Source organism: Maribacter sp. MMG018 (assembly GCF_018100785.1).
Classification (GTDB): domain Bacteria; phylum Bacteroidota; class Bacteroidia; order Flavobacteriales; family Flavobacteriaceae; genus Maribacter.
The window spans coordinates 75,172-91,341 of the sequence record NZ_JAGJEC010000002.1 but is presented as its reverse complement, the minus strand read 5'-3'; the positions used below and the strand labels follow the sequence as shown (position 1 = coordinate 91,341).

Genomic DNA, 16,170 nt, shown 5'->3' with positions numbered 1-16,170 from the left:
TCCAATCGGATTTTTCCTGAATTTACAACCAAAAATAAACGGCTACAAAAAACTTTGAATGGCCAAATCATAACTTTGTAGGCCAAAACCCAAAATTACTCCCTTGGCGCCAGAAGAAATATACGAGACATGCCTAAATTCTTCTCTTTTGTGGGTATTTGAAATATGAACCTCTACCACTGGCGTTTCTATTGCCTTAACGGCATCGCCTAAGCCTACAGAAGTATGGGTATAGGCCGCTGCATTGAGAACAATACCATCATAATCAAAACCTACCTCGTGCAGCTTAGATATAAGCTCACCCTCTATGTTAGATTGATAATACTCCAACGCTACATCTTTGAACCTAAACTGAAGCTCAGAAAAGTAATCTTCAAAGGTCTTGTTTCCGTAAACCGTAGGCTCTCTTTTCCCTAAAAGATTTAGATTAGGGCCGTTGATTATAATGATTCTCATGCGGTTAAAAGTACTAAATAATTTTATCGCAAAAAAAATGGTTTTCGTAGAAAACCATTTTTGTTTAAACTGTCACAAAACACCAAAAGTATCTTGGTATATTATTCAAAAACCTCTTAAACCAACTGCTAAAACAAGAACAAAAATCCTAGAAGTACACTAGAAAAAGTTGTTTCATCGTTTACCGCAAAGTAAGATATATTTAATTCTGAAGATCCTTGATTAAGATCTACGCCGATAGAGGGCCTGTACAAAAAGCCACCGCCATTATCTTTATTTACACCGACGGCATACCCTAGATCAGCTCCAAACTTAAACCCTGAAAATGGATAGATCCGCAAAGAACCGGCTACGGGTATAAATTGAATGTTATCAAACTCGGTCTCTATGGTGAGCCCACCGTTGGTAATAGATTTCTTTTCTCCGAAGGCATTCAAAAATCCGGTCGTAAAACCCAAATCCAATTCTTTAGACACTCCCCAATGTTGGTAAATATCTATTCCAAGAGTAAGACTATGGGTATCGGAAAAATCACCGGTTACCACCCCTCCGTTTAATCCGGCCCTAAAATTGGTACGGTCCGTTTTCTGGGCCATTCCCATATAACCAATACCCATCGAAAACAATACAATTATAAAGAATCTCATTTTTTGCTTATTGTGATTAATTAATACCATAAACTTACTACGTTATTTACCGTGATATAATTTTAGTTGTAAGCATGCCCCAAATGGTTGTGTATGGTCTAATTTAGCTAGTAAGCAGTTTTATCAAAACGAAGATTTAAACGTTTTTCCGTTAGCTTGTACATATAAAAAAATGAAAGTACGTCTTCTCTTTAATACCAATTTTAAACCATTGTATAAATAAAGTACAAGTAACAAAAACTTGAAACTGGTCCTTTAACATATATAAAATAGAGACGTATCTTACCAAAAAAGACAAACATCGGTCTTTAACCCCTTGCCGAAAACTATCTTAACAAGATGTAGACCTATGTCGAATTAATGGACATAACCCATGTAATAGTTACCTTTACGGCATGAATTGGAATGACGCACTTAAAGACTATCGTCACTACCTGAAAATAGAGCGGGGCCTATCCGATAATTCTATTACCAACTATACTTTGGATGTGTCTAAACTCATTGAGTTTTTAAACTCCGGGGAACTAAATGAGGACCCTGTCCACATAAAAAAAGAGACCATACAGCAATTCGTTTATGAAATTGCAAAAATTGTAAATCCCCGCTCACAGGCCAGAATTATATCGGGCCTTAAAAGTTTTTTCAACTATCTGGTATTCGAGGATTATAGGCCCGATAATCCCCTAGATTTGATAGAGTCCCCAAAAATTGGTCGTAAGCTACCGGATACACTTTCTGAAAAAGAGATCAACCAACTTATAGAGGCCATAGACTTAAGTACGCCCGAAGGAGAACGCAATAGAGCGATCCTAGAAACTTTGTACGGTTGTGGATTGCGTGTTTCAGAGTTGACAACCCTAAAACTTTCCGATCTTTTCTTTGAGGAAGATTTTATAAAAGTAACAGGTAAAGGAAACAAACAACGTTTTGTACCTATTAGCGACATCAACAAGAAGTACATTAACATTTATAGAAACGAAATTCGGGTACATTTAAATATCCAAAAAGGGTTTGAGGACACTCTGTTCTTAAACCGAAGGGGCAAGCAATTGACGAGAGCCATGATTTTTACCATTGTTAAAAATTTGGCGGAGAAAATCGGGCTTCAAAAAAACATAAGTCCACACACGTTTCGCCATTCTTTCGCGACCCACTTATTGGAAAATGGCGCAGACCTAAGGGCCATACAACAAATGCTTGGTCACGAAAGCATCACCACTACCGAAGTTTATATGCACGTAGACCGTAGCCACTTGGCAGATGTGATGAACAAATATCACCCAAGAAAGTAAACGTATTTAATCTTTGAACTGACTGTAATCTCTTTTAAAAGGCCTGATTATTAGTCTTGCCTCTCTATCAAAACGCACATAATTATATACCCAGTTTACAAAGACCACTACTCTATTTCTAAAGCCTATAAGAAAAAATAAATGCACGAACATCCACACGAACCAAGCAAAAACACCCTGAAACCTTATATTCTTTAGATCGCAAACTGCTTTGTTACGGCCAACAGTGGCCATACTGCCCTTGTCTTTATATTGAAAAGGCTTTAGGGGTTTACCCTCTAATAACCGTTCTAAATTTTCACCCAAATTTCTGCCTTGCTGTATAGCGGGCTGCGCCATCATAGGATGTCCATAGGGGGTATCTTCTGTCTGCATACAGGCAATATCGCCTATGGCGAATATATCTTTGTACCCCACAACTTGGTTAAACTCATTTACGGGCAATCTATGGCCTCCGGCCAAAAGTTCTTTGGCGTCCATTCCTTTTATGGTGGCGCCCTTTACCCCTGCCGCCCATACCAAGGTAGCGGTTTCAAAGGTTAAATCCGTTTTTGTTCTTACGGTTTTTCCATCATAGCCAGTAACCCGTACGTTCTTCCATACCTGTACCCCTAATTCTTCTAAAAACTGTTCGGCCTTTTTAGACGCCTTGTCACTCATGGCATTTAAAAGCCGGTCGCCCCCTTGCACCAAGTTTATTTGGGCCCTTCTTGTATCCAAGTCCGGATAATCTTTTGGCAGAATACCTTTTTTTATTTCTGCCAGTGCCCCTGCCAATTCCACCCCAGTTGGGCCACCACCAACAATTACGAAGTTCATTAACGCATCGCGCTCATGGTAATCGTCCGTTAACAACGCCTGCTCAAAGTTCTCTAGAATTAAGCTTCTAAGGTTTAAGGATTGCGGAATGGTCTTCATTGCCATTGCATGTTTCTCTAACTCATCGTTGCCAAAAAAATTGGTCTCCGACCCCGTGGCAATTATCAAGTAATCATAAGAAATCTCTCCAATGGTAGTTTTCAGCATCTTTTTTTCCGCCAAAATCTCGGTTACCTCGGCCAACCTAAAAAAGAAATTATCATAGCCTATCAATACTTTACGCAACGGATACGCAATAGAGTCCGGCTCCAAACCACCTGTTGAGACCTGATATAACAAAGGTTGAAAGGTGTGATAATTGTTTTTGTCGAGCAGTACTACCTGTACATCCTTTTTTCTTAATTTCTGGGCCAGTGAAACTCCACCAAAACCACCACCGATAATAATAATTCTAGGACAATTGGAACGAGGTATGTTCATATTTTAATTATAAGGGAGCAAAATTAAACAATCACACTTCCAATAGAAAAGAATATCCTGTTTTTAGTAACTTTAAGGACTAACTCAAAACTTATACTAAATAATGAAAAAGTCAATGATGGTTCTTTTCGCCATAAGTATATCGGTACTTTCCTTAAGAGCTCAAAAATCTAAAAAGGAGGTACTAAAAATCCTTGACCAAAAAAGTGACACCTATGGTGACATTTCGCAACAAATATTTGATTTGGCAGAAATGGGCTATCAAGAGTATAAAAGTGCCGCTCTATTACAAGAAACATTAAAAGATGCAGGATTTTCCATAAAAAAAGGAGTAGCCGGTATTCCCACTGCATTCGTAGCGGAGTACGGGAGCGGAAACCCAGTCATAGGAATTTTAGGAGAATATGATGCTCTTCCAGGGCTTTCTCAACAAGCGGTCCCCGAAAAAAAATCAGCAGGTGCCGCAGCTGGCCACGCTTGTGGCCACCACCTTTTTGGTACGGCCTCAACAGCAGCGGCCATAACAACAAAGGAGTGGATGGTCGCCAATAACATAAAGGGTACCATCCGTTTTTATGGCACACCTGCCGAAGAAGGCGGTTCGGGTAAAGTATATATGGTAAGGGCCGGTCTTTTTGACGATGTGGATGTTGCCTTGCATTGGCACCCAAGCTCTGTGAATTCTGCTAGCGCAGGGGCCGCATTGGCCAATAAATCGGCAAAATTCAGATTTCACGGTATTTCTGCCCATGCCGCTGCCGCACCAGAAAAAGGACGTTCGGCTTTAGATGGCGTAGAAGCAATGAATATGATGGTAAATATGATGCGAGAACATATTCCTTCTGATGTACGAATACATTATGTAATTACCAACGGAGGTAAAGCCCCGAACGTAGTACCCGATTTTGCCGAGGTATATTACTATGCCCGTCATGGCAATAGAGATGTTGTCATCGAAATTTTTGACCGCATTGTAAAAGCGGCCAAAGGTGCCGCAATGGGTACAGGTACAACTGTGGATTACGAAATGATCGGTGGCACACATGAACTTTTGCCAAACCTTACTTTGCAAAAGTTGATGCACGACAATCTTACAGAGGTTGGTGGCTTTGAATACACCGAAGAAGAAAAAGAATTCGCAGATAAAATTGCAAAAACATTGGGTAAGGAAGAAGCAGATATAAGCCTGGTCAAAAACGTACTTCCCTACAAAACAGAGGCCAAAGCATTTGCCTCTACCGATGTTGGTGACGTTAGTTTTGCAGTGCCCACAGTAGGTATGGGATCTGCAACGTGGGTGCCTGGCACACCTGCACATAGTTGGCAGGCAGTTGCCGCCGGGGGAACATCTATAGGAAAAAAAGGTATGATGGTCGCTGCCAAAACAATGACTCTTACGGCCATAGATTTATTCAAAGACCATAAATTGATAGAAAAGGCCAAACAAGAATTTGAAGAGCGACGCGGACCAAACTTTAAATACATTCCATTACTAGGCGATAGAGAACCCGCCCTAGAATACCGAAACTAAACAGATTACAAAAACAAAAGAGTGCACCGTATTAGCCCGGTGCACTTTTTTTATTATAAATTATAGTTTTTTGTAACATTAGCCAAGTATCTACTACTAATTAGAAACAACCAACTACTAGTGAAAAAAGAACTGGAACATAAATTTGTGACAGAGCTGCAGGACAATCAGAATATTGTTCATAAAGTATGCTCTCTTTACACAAATGACCGGGAGTCGCACAATGACCTGTTTCAGGAAATAACCATTCAGTTATGGAAAGCGTATCCGAAGTTCAGGGGAGAGGCCAAATTTAGCACTTGGATGTACAGGGTTGCCCTAAATACGGCTATAACCCTCTACAGAAAATCTAAAAAAAGGATAAATACCCAAGACTATGAATCGGTAATATTTAAGATAAAGGCAGATGAATACGATGAAACCGAAGAGCAACAATTAAAACTAATGTACAAAGCGGTAAGGCAGTTGGGAGATATAGACAAAGCACTGGTATTTATGTACCTAGAAGATAAAAATTATACAGAAATAGCAGAAACCCTAGGTATTACAGAAGTAAATGCTAGGGTAAAGATGAACCGTATAAAAACAAAATTAAGAACCATTTTGAATCCTTAAATTATGACGGATGAGTTGGATTTATTAAAAAAAGACTGGCAAAAAAAGGAAATGGATATGCCAAAACTTTCCTATTCGGATATCCATAAAATGATTTGGAAAAAATCATCTTCCATAGTAAAATGGATATTGATCATAAGTATCCTTGAATTTACTTTGCCACATTTGCTTTACCTAATTCCTTCTATGGAAGAGGGTCTAAAGATCTATGACAATATAGGGGTGTCCAATTATCTTTTGGCCGCTTCAATCATCACTTATATTTTCGCTATATATTTCATTTATCAATTTTATAAAAGATTTAAAGAAATAAGCGTATTGGATGACTCGAAGAGCCTAATGAAAAAAATTATTAGAACTAGGGCAACCGTAAAGCATTATGTCATATTTTCTTTGTCCATGATTATGGTTACCATAATTATAATGTTAATAGGGGTCTTTTTAAGTGATAATCTTGCAGATGCTTTTCCAGAACTAAAAGAAGGGCTAAAACATATATCCGAAGAAAAACTTAGATTTACGCTAATGCTGAGTATTGGTGGCTTTGGAGTGTTACTTACCCTCTTTATGGGCGGTGTATACTTTTTGCTATATGGTCTACTTTTAAAAAAATTACAGAAAAATTATAAGGAATTAAGGCAGCTGGAATTTTAATTGGCCTTCCATTTTCGTTGTTTATTTTCTTCTTCATAGGCCAACAGCTCCTCTTTTGGAATTACTTTTAAGAAGGATGGGTGTTGCTCTATGGCGTACTCTAATTTTTCAATAATAGATTCTGTAGATTCATTTTCGTAATCAATATCTAAAGGTTCTTTTATTACCATAGACTGTAGAATACCTTTTTTCTTTACCCGCAGCCCTTTTTTATCAAAAGAACGCCTAAAACCATCTATTACCACGGGTACCACTACAGGCTTATATTTTTTAATAATGTGTGCCGTTCCCTTTCTTAAGGGTTTCCAAGGGGTCGTAGTACCCTGGGGGAAGGTAATGACCCAGCCGTCTTGTAGCGCCTTTCCTATATTGGAAATATCGCTCATTTTAACCTGCCTTTTCACATCTTTGCCCTCTGATCGCCAGGTTCGTTCCACACTTACAGAGCCCGCATAGGCCAAAATTTTTGTCAACAAACTTTTTTTCATGGTTTCCGCTGCGGCAACATAATACATGTTCAATTTAGGTTGCCATATATAACCCAAGTTTTTTATGGAGTTTTCCCTACCACTTAAACTCGCATTAAAAACGTGGAACATAGCCACCACGTCGGCAAAATAAGTTTGGTGATTACTTACGAACAATACATTTGAATCGGGCAAGCTTCTTATTATCTCAGAACCTTCTATCTCTAACTTATTAAAACGTTTGTAACGTTGATGGGATAATACCGCAAGAACACGTATTAACCATTTCTTTAAAAATAAGTTATGCCCAAAAGGATTTTTCTTAAACAGTTCCATATTTGCTAAAATACTAAATAAGCCTTACAACACTTGTTTTAAAAGGTCTTTAATCTCACTTAACATCATGGCGGTTGCGCCCCAAACAATATAATTATTTAATTTAAAGGCAGGTACGTCTATATCTTTTGCATATGATGTGCTCAGGGTCTTGGTAACCATGTTCAAATCTTCTAAAAAATCTGTCAATGAAATCTCCAATAACGACTCCACTTCAGATTCTTGAATCTTGAATGGTTTCGGTCTTTTATATAGTCCAACGAACGGTTGCACTTCAAAATTGCTAGGTGGAATATAAACTTCTGAAAGTTCGCGTACAACTTCAATATCGGTGGGATCCACCCCTACTTCCTCATGGGTTTCCCTTAATGCGGTCATCTCTAGATCTAAATCCTCGTTCTCCGCTTTTCCCCCGGGTAAGGCAACTTGATTGGAGTGTACCCCTTCATATGTTTTTCTTAAAATACACAATAGATGGGTCCTGTTTTCCCTGCCGGGATAAAAAAGAGCCATAACCCCCGCTTTTCTTGGGTTTCTCTTGACAATTTTACCTTCTAAAAGTTCTTTGACCCTTACCTCAGGTGCCATTTTATAATGTGAAATTTCGCCCGGAAGAGGTAATTCTTTTATTTTTGATATCCGTTGCTCAAAAATGTTAAAATCCATGCGCTCAAAGACTTTCTTATATTCTTTATTTTTTGTGATGGCTATGGTCGTAGGATGCAAAGATAATCCGAAGAAACCAGAAACACCATCTAACACGGCTACAAAAGAAAAAGATTCTACAATTATAGTAGAAGAAGAAAAACCCAAGGAAGAAGAATTTAAACTTACCGAGGACAATGCCATAGATTTCTTCTTTGATTATCAAAAAGACCTAAAAGAGAACAAAGTAAAGATCACCACAAAATTCGGAAGTTTTGTAATACAGCTCTATGACAATGTGCCCTATCACAAGGCCAATTTTATTTACCTGACCAAAAAGGGATACTTTGACCAAACCCAATTTCATAGGGTTGTTAAAGATTTTATTATTCAGGGCGGTAATTCCGATGACGAAAGAACGGCAAAAAAGAGAAAAAAAATTGGACGTTACCTTTTACCGCCCGATACAAGAAAAGGATACAAACACCACAGAGGTACGGTATCTATGCCCAGTAGCGAAATAGACAACCCACATATGTTAGCATCGCCATACGAGTTTTTTATCGTGGTGACCAATCCTGGATCTTACCATCTAGATGGAGATTTCACCCCATTTGGCAAGGTTATAGAAGGTATGGATGTAGTGGATGAGATAAGTAGACAACCGGTAGGAAAAGGCGATTGGCCTTCACAGAACATATATATTACCAAAGCGGAGGTCGTTGAATAACCGATTTGGTATTTCCTATTTTCTATTTTCGGGATAAATATTAGGTAGCGATATCTTAAATTTTACGGCCAGTAATCGCATAACTATAATAGAAAGGATAGCCACTGCATACGCAATCTCAGAATTTACGGGAAACTGAATAATTATAAAGTAGATACTTCCACCTGCAATACAGATAGTTGCATAAACCTCTTTTCTGAAAATTACCGGTATTTCATTACACAAGATATCTCTAATAACACCACCAAAACAGGCTGTCATGGTACCTAGGGCTATACACATTATGGGCATAAGCCCCACATTAAGACCTTTTTCTACACCTACCATCGTATACAGGCCTATACCAATAGTATCGAACAAGAAAAGTGATTTTCTAAAATGTTTCAATTTATTCGAGAACAGAATAGAGATAATAACGGTAACCAGAATAATAACGATGTAACTGGGCTCTTTCATCCACCCAACGGGCGTACTCCCAATCAACACATCTCTCAAAGTTCCGCCCCCTACTGCCGTAACAAATGCGATAATGAAAACACCAAATACATCCAACTTTTTGTTCATGGCGACCAACACCCCCGAAATCGCAAAAGCGATGGTACCCAAAATATCTATTAGAGTATAAAACATAGATTATAGGTCTTGGGTATAATAACTATAATCTTTTATAACCGTATCCACAAACTCTATAGGTTGAAGATCAGAGGTTATATCCAGTACTTTTTTTATTCTTTGATCCAATGAAAGAATTATTTTATGGTTGGCATTACGTTTGGCATCATCAAAGAGATTTTTGATGGTTTGCATTTCACTATCCTTAAAAACGGTTACCTGGGGGAATTTAGGAATATAATCCTCAGGTAGATCACGTAATAGGGTATCTTTTAAAAAAACTCGTTTTTTTTCACTGATTACGGTCGTACCGGCTGCTATATCACCTAAGCGCTGTCCTTTTCCCCTAATCAAAATGGTAAATACGGCAATACCTCCAGAGCTGAGCATTACATCTATAAAACGCAATATCCAACGTACAAAGAAACTAGAAAAGCCAGCTTTGGTGCCATCTAATTTTACGACTCTTATCTTCATAAAATGTTTCCCTACGGTCTTGCCATCCATAAAGGTTTCCAATAACAAATAATAGAGAAAGGCAGGAAGCCCCATTAACATAAAAATAGCCCATTGATCTTTGGGATCCACATCTAAAGCCAATAAAAACCAGATCATTAATACATAATATACTACGATAATAAGGCTATCTATAATGTATGCTAGCATACGGTCGCCAAGATGCGCCGTATTTTGGTCTATACTTATATTTTGGGCGGTTTCTATTTGAAATTGTTCCATTCTTTTGTTTCTTTGGTATAAACCTAATAGTTAATGCGCGAAGCTGCCTTTGTAAAGCAAAATAAGGACAAATGGTCAACTTTTGAAAATGCACTGGCAAACAAAACGAATCTTGACCCCAATGTATTGTCCGATTTATACATAGAGGTAACGGATCACTTAAGCTATGCAAAGACCTTCTACCCATCTAGCAACACAGAGCTTTATTTAAACTCCCTTGCCTCGCAGGCCCATCAGAAGATTTACAAATCAAAGAGGGAATCTAAAAATAGGATCATCACTTTTTGGAAAACCGAATTCCCATACATGTTCAAGCAACATCATCGCGAACTGTTGATCGCTTTTTTAGTGTTTGTCTTTTTCTCTTTTGTGGGGGCCTTTTCGGCAGCCAACGAAGGTGATTTTGTGCGTTCCATTCTCGGTGATGCCTATGTGAACATGACCTTGGAAAATATAGAAAAAGGAGACCCTATGGCCGTGTACAAAAAAATGGGTGAATTTAACATGTTCCTTGGTATTACCATCAACAATATAAGGGTTGCCCTAATGGCATTTGCTTACGGTATTATGTTGGGTGTGGGTACTTTAATAATTATGCTGCAGAATGGTATAATGTTGGGCAGTTTTCAATATTTCTTTTATGAAAAAGGCCTTTTATGGGAATCCGTAAGAACAATATGGATCCATGGCACTATAGAAATATCGGTAATTATCATTGCAGGCTGTGCTGGATTGGTCTTGGCCAACGGCATGTTGTTTCCGGGTACGTATACCAGACTGGAGTCATTTAAAAGAGGAGTAAAAAACGGACTTAAAATAATGATAAGTACCATACCGTTTTTTATAATTGCGGGGTTCTTGGAAGGTTTTGTAACAAGACATACCGAAATGCCCGATTGGCTGGCCATTATAATTATTTTAGGCTCGTTGGCACTTATTTTATTTTACTACGTTATATATCCAACCCAAATACATAAAAAACCAAAATTAGATGAATCCAAATTATATTGAGTTTAAAAAACAACGTGAATTAGGCGACGTACTTACAGATACTTTTGCTTTTCTAAGATCAGAGTTCAAAACCTTTTTTTCTACCTACTTTAAGATCGTAGGTCCATTTTTGGCCGTTATGGTCATTTCTTTAGTAGGTTATTTATATTATGCCGGAAACTCTTTTAACCTTATGATAGAAGACCGATGGAACGAAGGTACGAACCTAGCCACGGTATTTGTAATAGCCCTGATCTATTTTTGCTCTATTATTGCGGTATACACCATGTCGCAATCTACAGTGCTCCACTATATAAAATCTTATGCCAACGGGAAGGGAGAAATAGATTTTGACACCATTAAAAAAGAAGTCTACGGTAGTTTCTGGAGTTTTATAGGGCTTGGTATCATGGTAGGGCTTTCTTTAGGTGTGGGCTTTATGCTTTGCATTATACCGGGCATATACCTTTACGTACCCTTAATACTTTCTTTCTCTATAATGGTCTATAATAAAATGGGAGCTTCAGATGCATATAGCTACAGTTTTAAACTTATAAAAGAGGAATGGTGGATCACCTTTGCGACACTTTTCGTAATCGGAATCATTATTGTAGTCGCCAGCTATGCCTTTGCAATACCATCCATTATTTACCAATGGTTAAAAATGGGTATTTTTTCTGGTGAAATAGACGCGGAAAGTGTTATGGGCGTTACCAAAGATCCTATTTATATTTTATTGAACGTCTTAAATACAGTGGGCCAATTTTTACTGAACCTCATCTCTGTGATAGCTACGGTTTTCATTTATTTTAACCTTAATGAAAAAAAGAATTTTACAGGTACATACGAACGCATAGAAAATCTAGGGAAATCTCTTGAGGAATAAAATGCCAAAACATTTTTTGCTTTTTATATTGATTGGTCTTACCATCACTTTTTCCCATGCCCAAACAGATTCGGTATCGGTCATCTATGATAACTCTGAGATTGTCCGTAAAGAAATCAGCCCTGCCGATCTGGAATCATATAAGAACAACCCCGACTTTGACTATGAAGTGGTGAAGCAAGATGCGCCTACTTGGTGGGTATCTTTCAAGAACTGGATGTCAAATCTTGTTATGCGGTTTTTTGAGTGGCTTTTTGGAATAGAAAAAGCAAGTGGTGCCTTTAATACTTTTTTAGAGATATTACCTTACCTTTTATTGGTCGCCCTTCTTTTTATACTCATCAAATTCTTCATTAACATAAACACCAACTCCGTAATTTCAAAAAGCAACACACCTTTGGTAAGTTTATCAGAAGAAGAACATATTATAAAGAATACCGATATAGAACAGCTTATAAAGCAGGCATTGGCCAACAACGATTATCGTTTGGCCATTAGGTATTATTACCTGTATATTTTACAGTTGATGACCGAAAAGGATATTATAAAATGGGAGCTTCAAAAAACCAATGAAGATTATTTAAAGGAAATACAAGAAGCCGGTCTAAAAGAAAACTTTAATACTATCACTAGGCATTATAACTATATATGGTACGGAGATTTTCCTATAGACCATACCAAGTACAACAAGGCGGAAGCTTCTTTCTTGGCATTAAAAAAAATAATTGCCAATGCGTAAAAAGAGCCTTGTATATATCGTAATTGCGGTAATTACCCTAGGAGCACTATTTCTCTTGCAATACAACCGCCCAAAAGAGATTAATTGGTTCGAGTCTTACGTCGCCACCCACAAAATACCTTATGGCACATTAATAGCCAATGAGTTAATAACAAACAGCCTTTTCAAGAATAAGGTTGTACAAGTGCATATACCCCCTTTTGAATTTTTGAGCAAAGAAAATACGCCGCAAGGCACCTATGTCTTTATTAACGACAATGTCGCTTTTGAAAAGGCAGAATTGAATGAACTCTTGGATTGGACATCACAGGGAAACACCCTATTCATAGCTTCGGAAAGTTTTGAAACCGATTTAAAGGATACCTTGGGCATAGACACAAAAGTCGTATACGGAGGATTTGAAGTCGCCCAGAAACAAGAACACCAGCTAGTAAACAAAACATTAAAGGGCGAACATCCTTTTAATTACGAAAAAGTAAATTTCGTGACTGTTTTTGAGAAAATAGATACGGTAAATACCTCCGCCTTGGCAACCGTAAGGGTATCGGAAAATGAAAACGAGAAAGATATAGAAGAACTGACCGCCATTAAAAAACATTTTGGAAAAGGAGAGATCATTCTTTCCACATTTCCAAAGGCATTTACCAATTACTTTATTTTAGAGGAAAATAATAAAGATTATACCGCTGGCCTGGTTTCATACTTTGATGATTCTAGAAATGTATATATGGATAACCATTATAAAAGCGGAAAGGCTGTTTATACTTCGCCCATGTATATTTTTCTTAATACAAAAGAACTAAAATGGGCCTACTACATTGTTCTGATCGGAAGTCTTTTATACATTGTTTTTGAAGGCAAGAGAAAACAAAGGGCCATACCGTTAATTACCCCGCTGCAAAACCAAACCATGGCCTTTACCAAGACCATTTCGGACATGTATTTTGAGAAAGGTGAAAAAAAACTGATCGTAGAACATAAAATAAACTACTTTTTAAATTATTTAAAAAGTCGCTACTATATAGACAATATTACCAAAGGTGATGACTTTTACCGCCGATTGGCCGCTAGAAGTGGAAATACATTGGAAGAAACTATCACATTGTTTTCGTACATAGAAAAACTTAAAAATAGCTCTCAGATTACGGACAATGAACTGATAACCCTTAATAAACTTATACAAAAATTTAAATCCGAGATAGATGCAAAATAACGAGGAACAAAAAGACGACCTTAGTTTTGATAACAGAATACCCTTGGCCGATCTACAAAAGGCGGTTAAGGATATTAAACAAGAATTGGCCAAGGTCATTATAGGGCAAGAAAACTTCATTGAACTTTTGATCGTTTCATTATTGGTAGATGGCCATGTTCTGATAGAAGGGGTGCCCGGCGTTGCAAAGACCATTACCGCAAAACTATTTGCCAAAACCCTAAAAACCGATTTTAACCGCATTCAATTTACGCCAGACCTTATGCCCAGTGATATTCTTGGCACCTCTGTCTTTAATGCTAAAACCTCGGATTTTGAATTTAAAAAAGGTCCCATTTTTTCTAACATCGTCTTAATAGATGAAATTAATAGGGCTCCTGCCAAAACACAGGCCGCCATGTTCGAAACTATGGAAGAGAAACAAGTGACCATGGACGGTACCACCTATAAATTGGAAGCGCCTTTTATGGTATTGGCCACTCAAAATCCTATAGAGCAAGAGGGAACCTACGCCCTACCAGAAGCTCAATTAGACAGGTTTTTGTTCAAGATAAAAGTATCGTACCCAGCAACCGAAGAAGAAATACTTATATTAAAAACACATCACAACAGAAAAGGCTCATTACCTCAAACCTTGGTCAACGATGTGTTGTCGCCAAAACAATTACAGGTATTTAAAGAACAGATCCATGAGATTATCGTAGAGGAGAAAATTTTTAAATACATTGCCGAGGTGGTTTCCAAAACACGCAACCACCCCCATTTATACCTAGGGGGATCTCCGCGGGCATCATTGGCCATTTTAAATAGCGCCAAGGCTTTCGCCGCAATCAACGGAAGAGATTTTGTTACCCCCGAAGACGTTAAAAAAGCAATGGTACCCGTTCTTAACCATAGGGTAATACTAACCCCTGAAAGAGAAATGGAAGGTATGACTACTGAGAACGTAGTTAAAATGATAATGGAAAGTGTAGAAATACCACGGTAGATGAAATTTCTAAGATCCTTTTATATACATAACACCTTTTTTAAATATTTGGCCTGCCTATCGGCATGCTTTATACTTTCTTATTGGATCAAACCCATCTACCCGATTGCTTGGGTATTGACCCTTTTACTGATCGGTTTCTTTCTTTTTGATATATATCTTCTTTATGGTACCGGTTCGGGTCTAAAGGCAAAAAGAAAACTTCCTAAAAAATTATCGAACAGCGATGTAAACCCGATCACAATATATTTTGAGACCGGTTATTCTTTTAAAACCTATATTTCACTTATAGATGAACTCCCCGTTCAATTTCAAAAAAGGGATTTTAACTTTCAAACCTCTCTGGTAAAGGGTAAAAAGAAGAATTTTGATTATGAGGTTCGTCCCGTAGATAGAGGAGAATACGTTTTTGGAAACCTTATTTTATTCGCCTCTTCGCCATTAAAGATCATTAAAAGAAAATTTGTATTTCAAAAAGACCAAATGGTCCCCGTTTATCCGTCCATAATACAAATGCAGCAATACGATTTTTTGGCAATCAGCAATAGACTTACCGCTATTGGATTAAAGAAAATAAGGAAAATTGGGCATACTCAAGAATTTGAACAGATCAAGGAGTATGTACCCGGAGACGATATTAGGACCCTTAACTGGAAAGCGACCGCCAAGCAGCGCCAATTAATGGTCAACCAATACCAAGATGAAAAATCACAACCCATTTACTCGGTCATAGATACGGGTAGGGTTATGAAAATGCCTTTTAACGGATTAAAATTATTGGACTACGCTATAAATAGTTGTTTGGCATTTTCTAACGTAGCTCTAAAACGAAACGATAAAACGGGACTTATAGGTTTCTCAAAAAATATTGAGACCTATGTGCCGGCCATTCAGAAAACTACCCACCTGAACACCATACTCGAGCAGCTTTACAATATTGACACAGCTTTCACCGATTCTGACTTTGGCCTTTTATACGGTCATATTAAACGTAAGGTGAACCATAGTAGCCTGTTACTGCTTTATACCAATTTTGAACATATCTCGGGGTTAAAGCGCCAATTGCCCTATCTTTTGGCAATGTCCAAAAAACATGTATTGGTCGTCATTTTCTTTGAAAATTCGGAATTGGAAAAACTTATAGAAACAGATGCGGAAGATTTACAGGCCATTTATCATAAAGCCATTGCAGAAAAATTCTCGTTAGAGAAAAAACTGATGCAAAAAGAGCTAGAAAAATACGGCATACAGACCATACTTACAAAACCAGAACAGCTCACCATCAATACAATAAACAAATATTTGGAAATAAAGGCCAGAGGGTTGCTCTAG

18 protein-coding genes are annotated in these 16,170 nt (G+C 37.8%); 11 read left to right on the top strand and 7 right to left on the bottom strand.

All coding sequences use genetic code 11. The annotated features are described in order from the left end of the window. Positions 1-42: 42 nt before the first annotated feature. Both aroQ and J8L85_RS08635 read right to left on the bottom strand, forming a co-directional pair. Positions 43-456 carry a type II 3-dehydroquinate dehydratase gene (gene aroQ / locus J8L85_RS08640; RefSeq protein ID WP_211016503.1) on the bottom strand — a complete coding sequence of 138 codons (414 nt, stop codon included), beginning with the start codon at positions 454-456 and terminating at the stop codon, positions 43-45. A 128-nt stretch (positions 457-584) separates the two neighbouring features. Beyond that, the gene (locus J8L85_RS08635) at positions 585-1,103 is read right to left on the bottom strand and encodes a hypothetical protein (protein WP_211016501.1); all 519 of its coding nucleotides are present in this window, start codon (positions 1,101-1,103) and stop codon (positions 585-587) included. A 395-nt stretch (positions 1,104-1,498) separates the two neighbouring features. Between J8L85_RS08635 and xerD the strand changes: the two genes are divergently transcribed. Further along, a complete protein-coding gene (gene xerD / locus J8L85_RS08630; RefSeq protein ID WP_211016499.1) occupies positions 1,499-2,395 on the top strand; it encodes a site-specific tyrosine recombinase XerD in 897 nt (298 codons plus the stop codon). A gap of 6 nt (positions 2,396-2,401) precedes the next feature. On the opposite strand, the gene J8L85_RS08625 is transcribed toward xerD, so the two are convergent. Then, the gene (locus J8L85_RS08625; RefSeq protein WP_211016497.1) at positions 2,402-3,694 is read right to left on the bottom strand and encodes an NAD(P)/FAD-dependent oxidoreductase; all 1,293 of its coding nucleotides are present in this window, start codon (positions 3,692-3,694) and stop codon (positions 2,402-2,404) included. 103 nt (positions 3,695-3,797) lie between these two features. On the opposite strand from J8L85_RS08625, the gene J8L85_RS08620 reads away from it, so the two are divergent. From J8L85_RS08620 to J8L85_RS08610, 3 genes are all read left to right on the top strand, one after another. Next, positions 3,798-5,225: an amidohydrolase gene (locus tag J8L85_RS08620; protein WP_211016496.1), complete on the top strand. Its 1,428-nt coding sequence runs from the start codon at positions 3,798-3,800 to the stop codon at positions 5,223-5,225. Between the two features lie 120 nt (positions 5,226-5,345). Continuing rightward, a complete protein-coding gene (locus J8L85_RS08615; protein ID WP_211016494.1) occupies positions 5,346-5,840 on the top strand; it encodes a sigma-70 family RNA polymerase sigma factor in 495 nt (164 codons plus the stop codon). Positions 5,841-5,843: 3 nt separating this feature from the next. Then, positions 5,844-6,494 (top strand): hypothetical protein, encoded by a 651-nt coding sequence (locus J8L85_RS08610; RefSeq protein WP_211016492.1) that lies wholly within the window; start codon positions 5,844-5,846, stop codon positions 6,492-6,494. Here the strand turns inward: J8L85_RS08610 and J8L85_RS08605 are convergent. Continuing rightward, on the bottom strand, positions 6,491-7,297 hold the full coding sequence (locus tag J8L85_RS08605; RefSeq protein ID WP_211016490.1) for a lysophospholipid acyltransferase family protein: 807 nt from the start codon (positions 7,295-7,297) through the stop codon (positions 6,491-6,493). The two genes, J8L85_RS08610 and J8L85_RS08605, sit on opposite strands and share 4 nt — an antisense overlap. Before the next feature lie 24 nt (positions 7,298-7,321). Then, positions 7,322-7,963: a CoA pyrophosphatase gene (locus J8L85_RS08600; RefSeq protein ID WP_211016489.1), complete on the bottom strand. Its 642-nt coding sequence runs from the start codon at positions 7,961-7,963 to the stop codon at positions 7,322-7,324. On the opposite strand from J8L85_RS08600, the gene J8L85_RS08595 reads away from it, so the two are divergent. Beyond that, entirely contained in the window at positions 7,962-8,672 is a 711-nt protein-coding gene (locus tag J8L85_RS08595) for a peptidylprolyl isomerase (RefSeq protein ID WP_247656615.1), read from the top strand. The genes J8L85_RS08600 and J8L85_RS08595 overlap by 2 nt on opposite strands. A 15-nt stretch (positions 8,673-8,687) precedes the next feature. On the opposite strand, the gene J8L85_RS08590 is transcribed toward J8L85_RS08595, so the two are convergent. Together J8L85_RS08590 and J8L85_RS08585 are read right to left on the bottom strand one after the other, a co-directional pair. Continuing rightward, complete coding sequence (locus J8L85_RS08590) at positions 8,688-9,302, bottom strand: trimeric intracellular cation channel family protein (protein ID WP_211016488.1); 615 nt, start codon at positions 9,300-9,302, stop codon at positions 8,688-8,690. 3 nt (positions 9,303-9,305) lie between these two features. Next, positions 9,306-10,022 carry an RDD family protein gene (locus tag J8L85_RS08585; protein ID WP_211016487.1) on the bottom strand — a complete coding sequence of 239 codons (717 nt, stop codon included), beginning with the start codon at positions 10,020-10,022 and terminating at the stop codon, positions 9,306-9,308. A gap of 33 nt (positions 10,023-10,055) precedes the next feature. Between J8L85_RS08585 and J8L85_RS08580 the strand changes: the two genes are divergently transcribed. Genes J8L85_RS08580 through J8L85_RS08555 form a run of 6 tightly spaced genes read left to right on the top strand, consistent with a single transcriptional unit; the run spans position 10,056 to position 16,170 of the window. Beyond that, on the top strand, positions 10,056-11,033 hold the full coding sequence (locus tag J8L85_RS08580; protein ID WP_211016486.1) for a stage II sporulation protein M: 978 nt from the start codon (positions 10,056-10,058) through the stop codon (positions 11,031-11,033). After that, complete coding sequence (locus J8L85_RS08575) at positions 11,014-11,898, top strand: hypothetical protein (protein WP_211016485.1); 885 nt, start codon at positions 11,014-11,016, stop codon at positions 11,896-11,898. Before J8L85_RS08580 ends, J8L85_RS08575 begins: the two co-directional genes overlap by 20 nt. Before the next feature lies 1 nt (position 11,899). Continuing rightward, entirely contained in the window at positions 11,900-12,637 is a 738-nt protein-coding gene (locus J8L85_RS08570) for a DUF4129 domain-containing protein (protein WP_211016484.1), read from the top strand. Further along, positions 12,630-13,850, top strand: coding sequence for a DUF4350 domain-containing protein (locus J8L85_RS08565; RefSeq protein ID WP_211016482.1), 1,221 nt, complete (start codon positions 12,630-12,632; stop codon positions 13,848-13,850). The genes J8L85_RS08570 and J8L85_RS08565 overlap by 8 nt, the downstream gene beginning before the upstream one ends. After that, positions 13,840-14,838, top strand: a complete 999-nt coding sequence (locus J8L85_RS08560; protein WP_211016480.1) for a MoxR family ATPase — start codon at positions 13,840-13,842, stop codon at positions 14,836-14,838. Before J8L85_RS08565 ends, J8L85_RS08560 begins: the two co-directional genes overlap by 11 nt. Continuing rightward, a complete protein-coding gene (locus J8L85_RS08555; protein ID WP_211016478.1) occupies positions 14,839-16,170 on the top strand; it encodes a DUF58 domain-containing protein in 1,332 nt (443 codons plus the stop codon). It begins immediately after the preceding gene.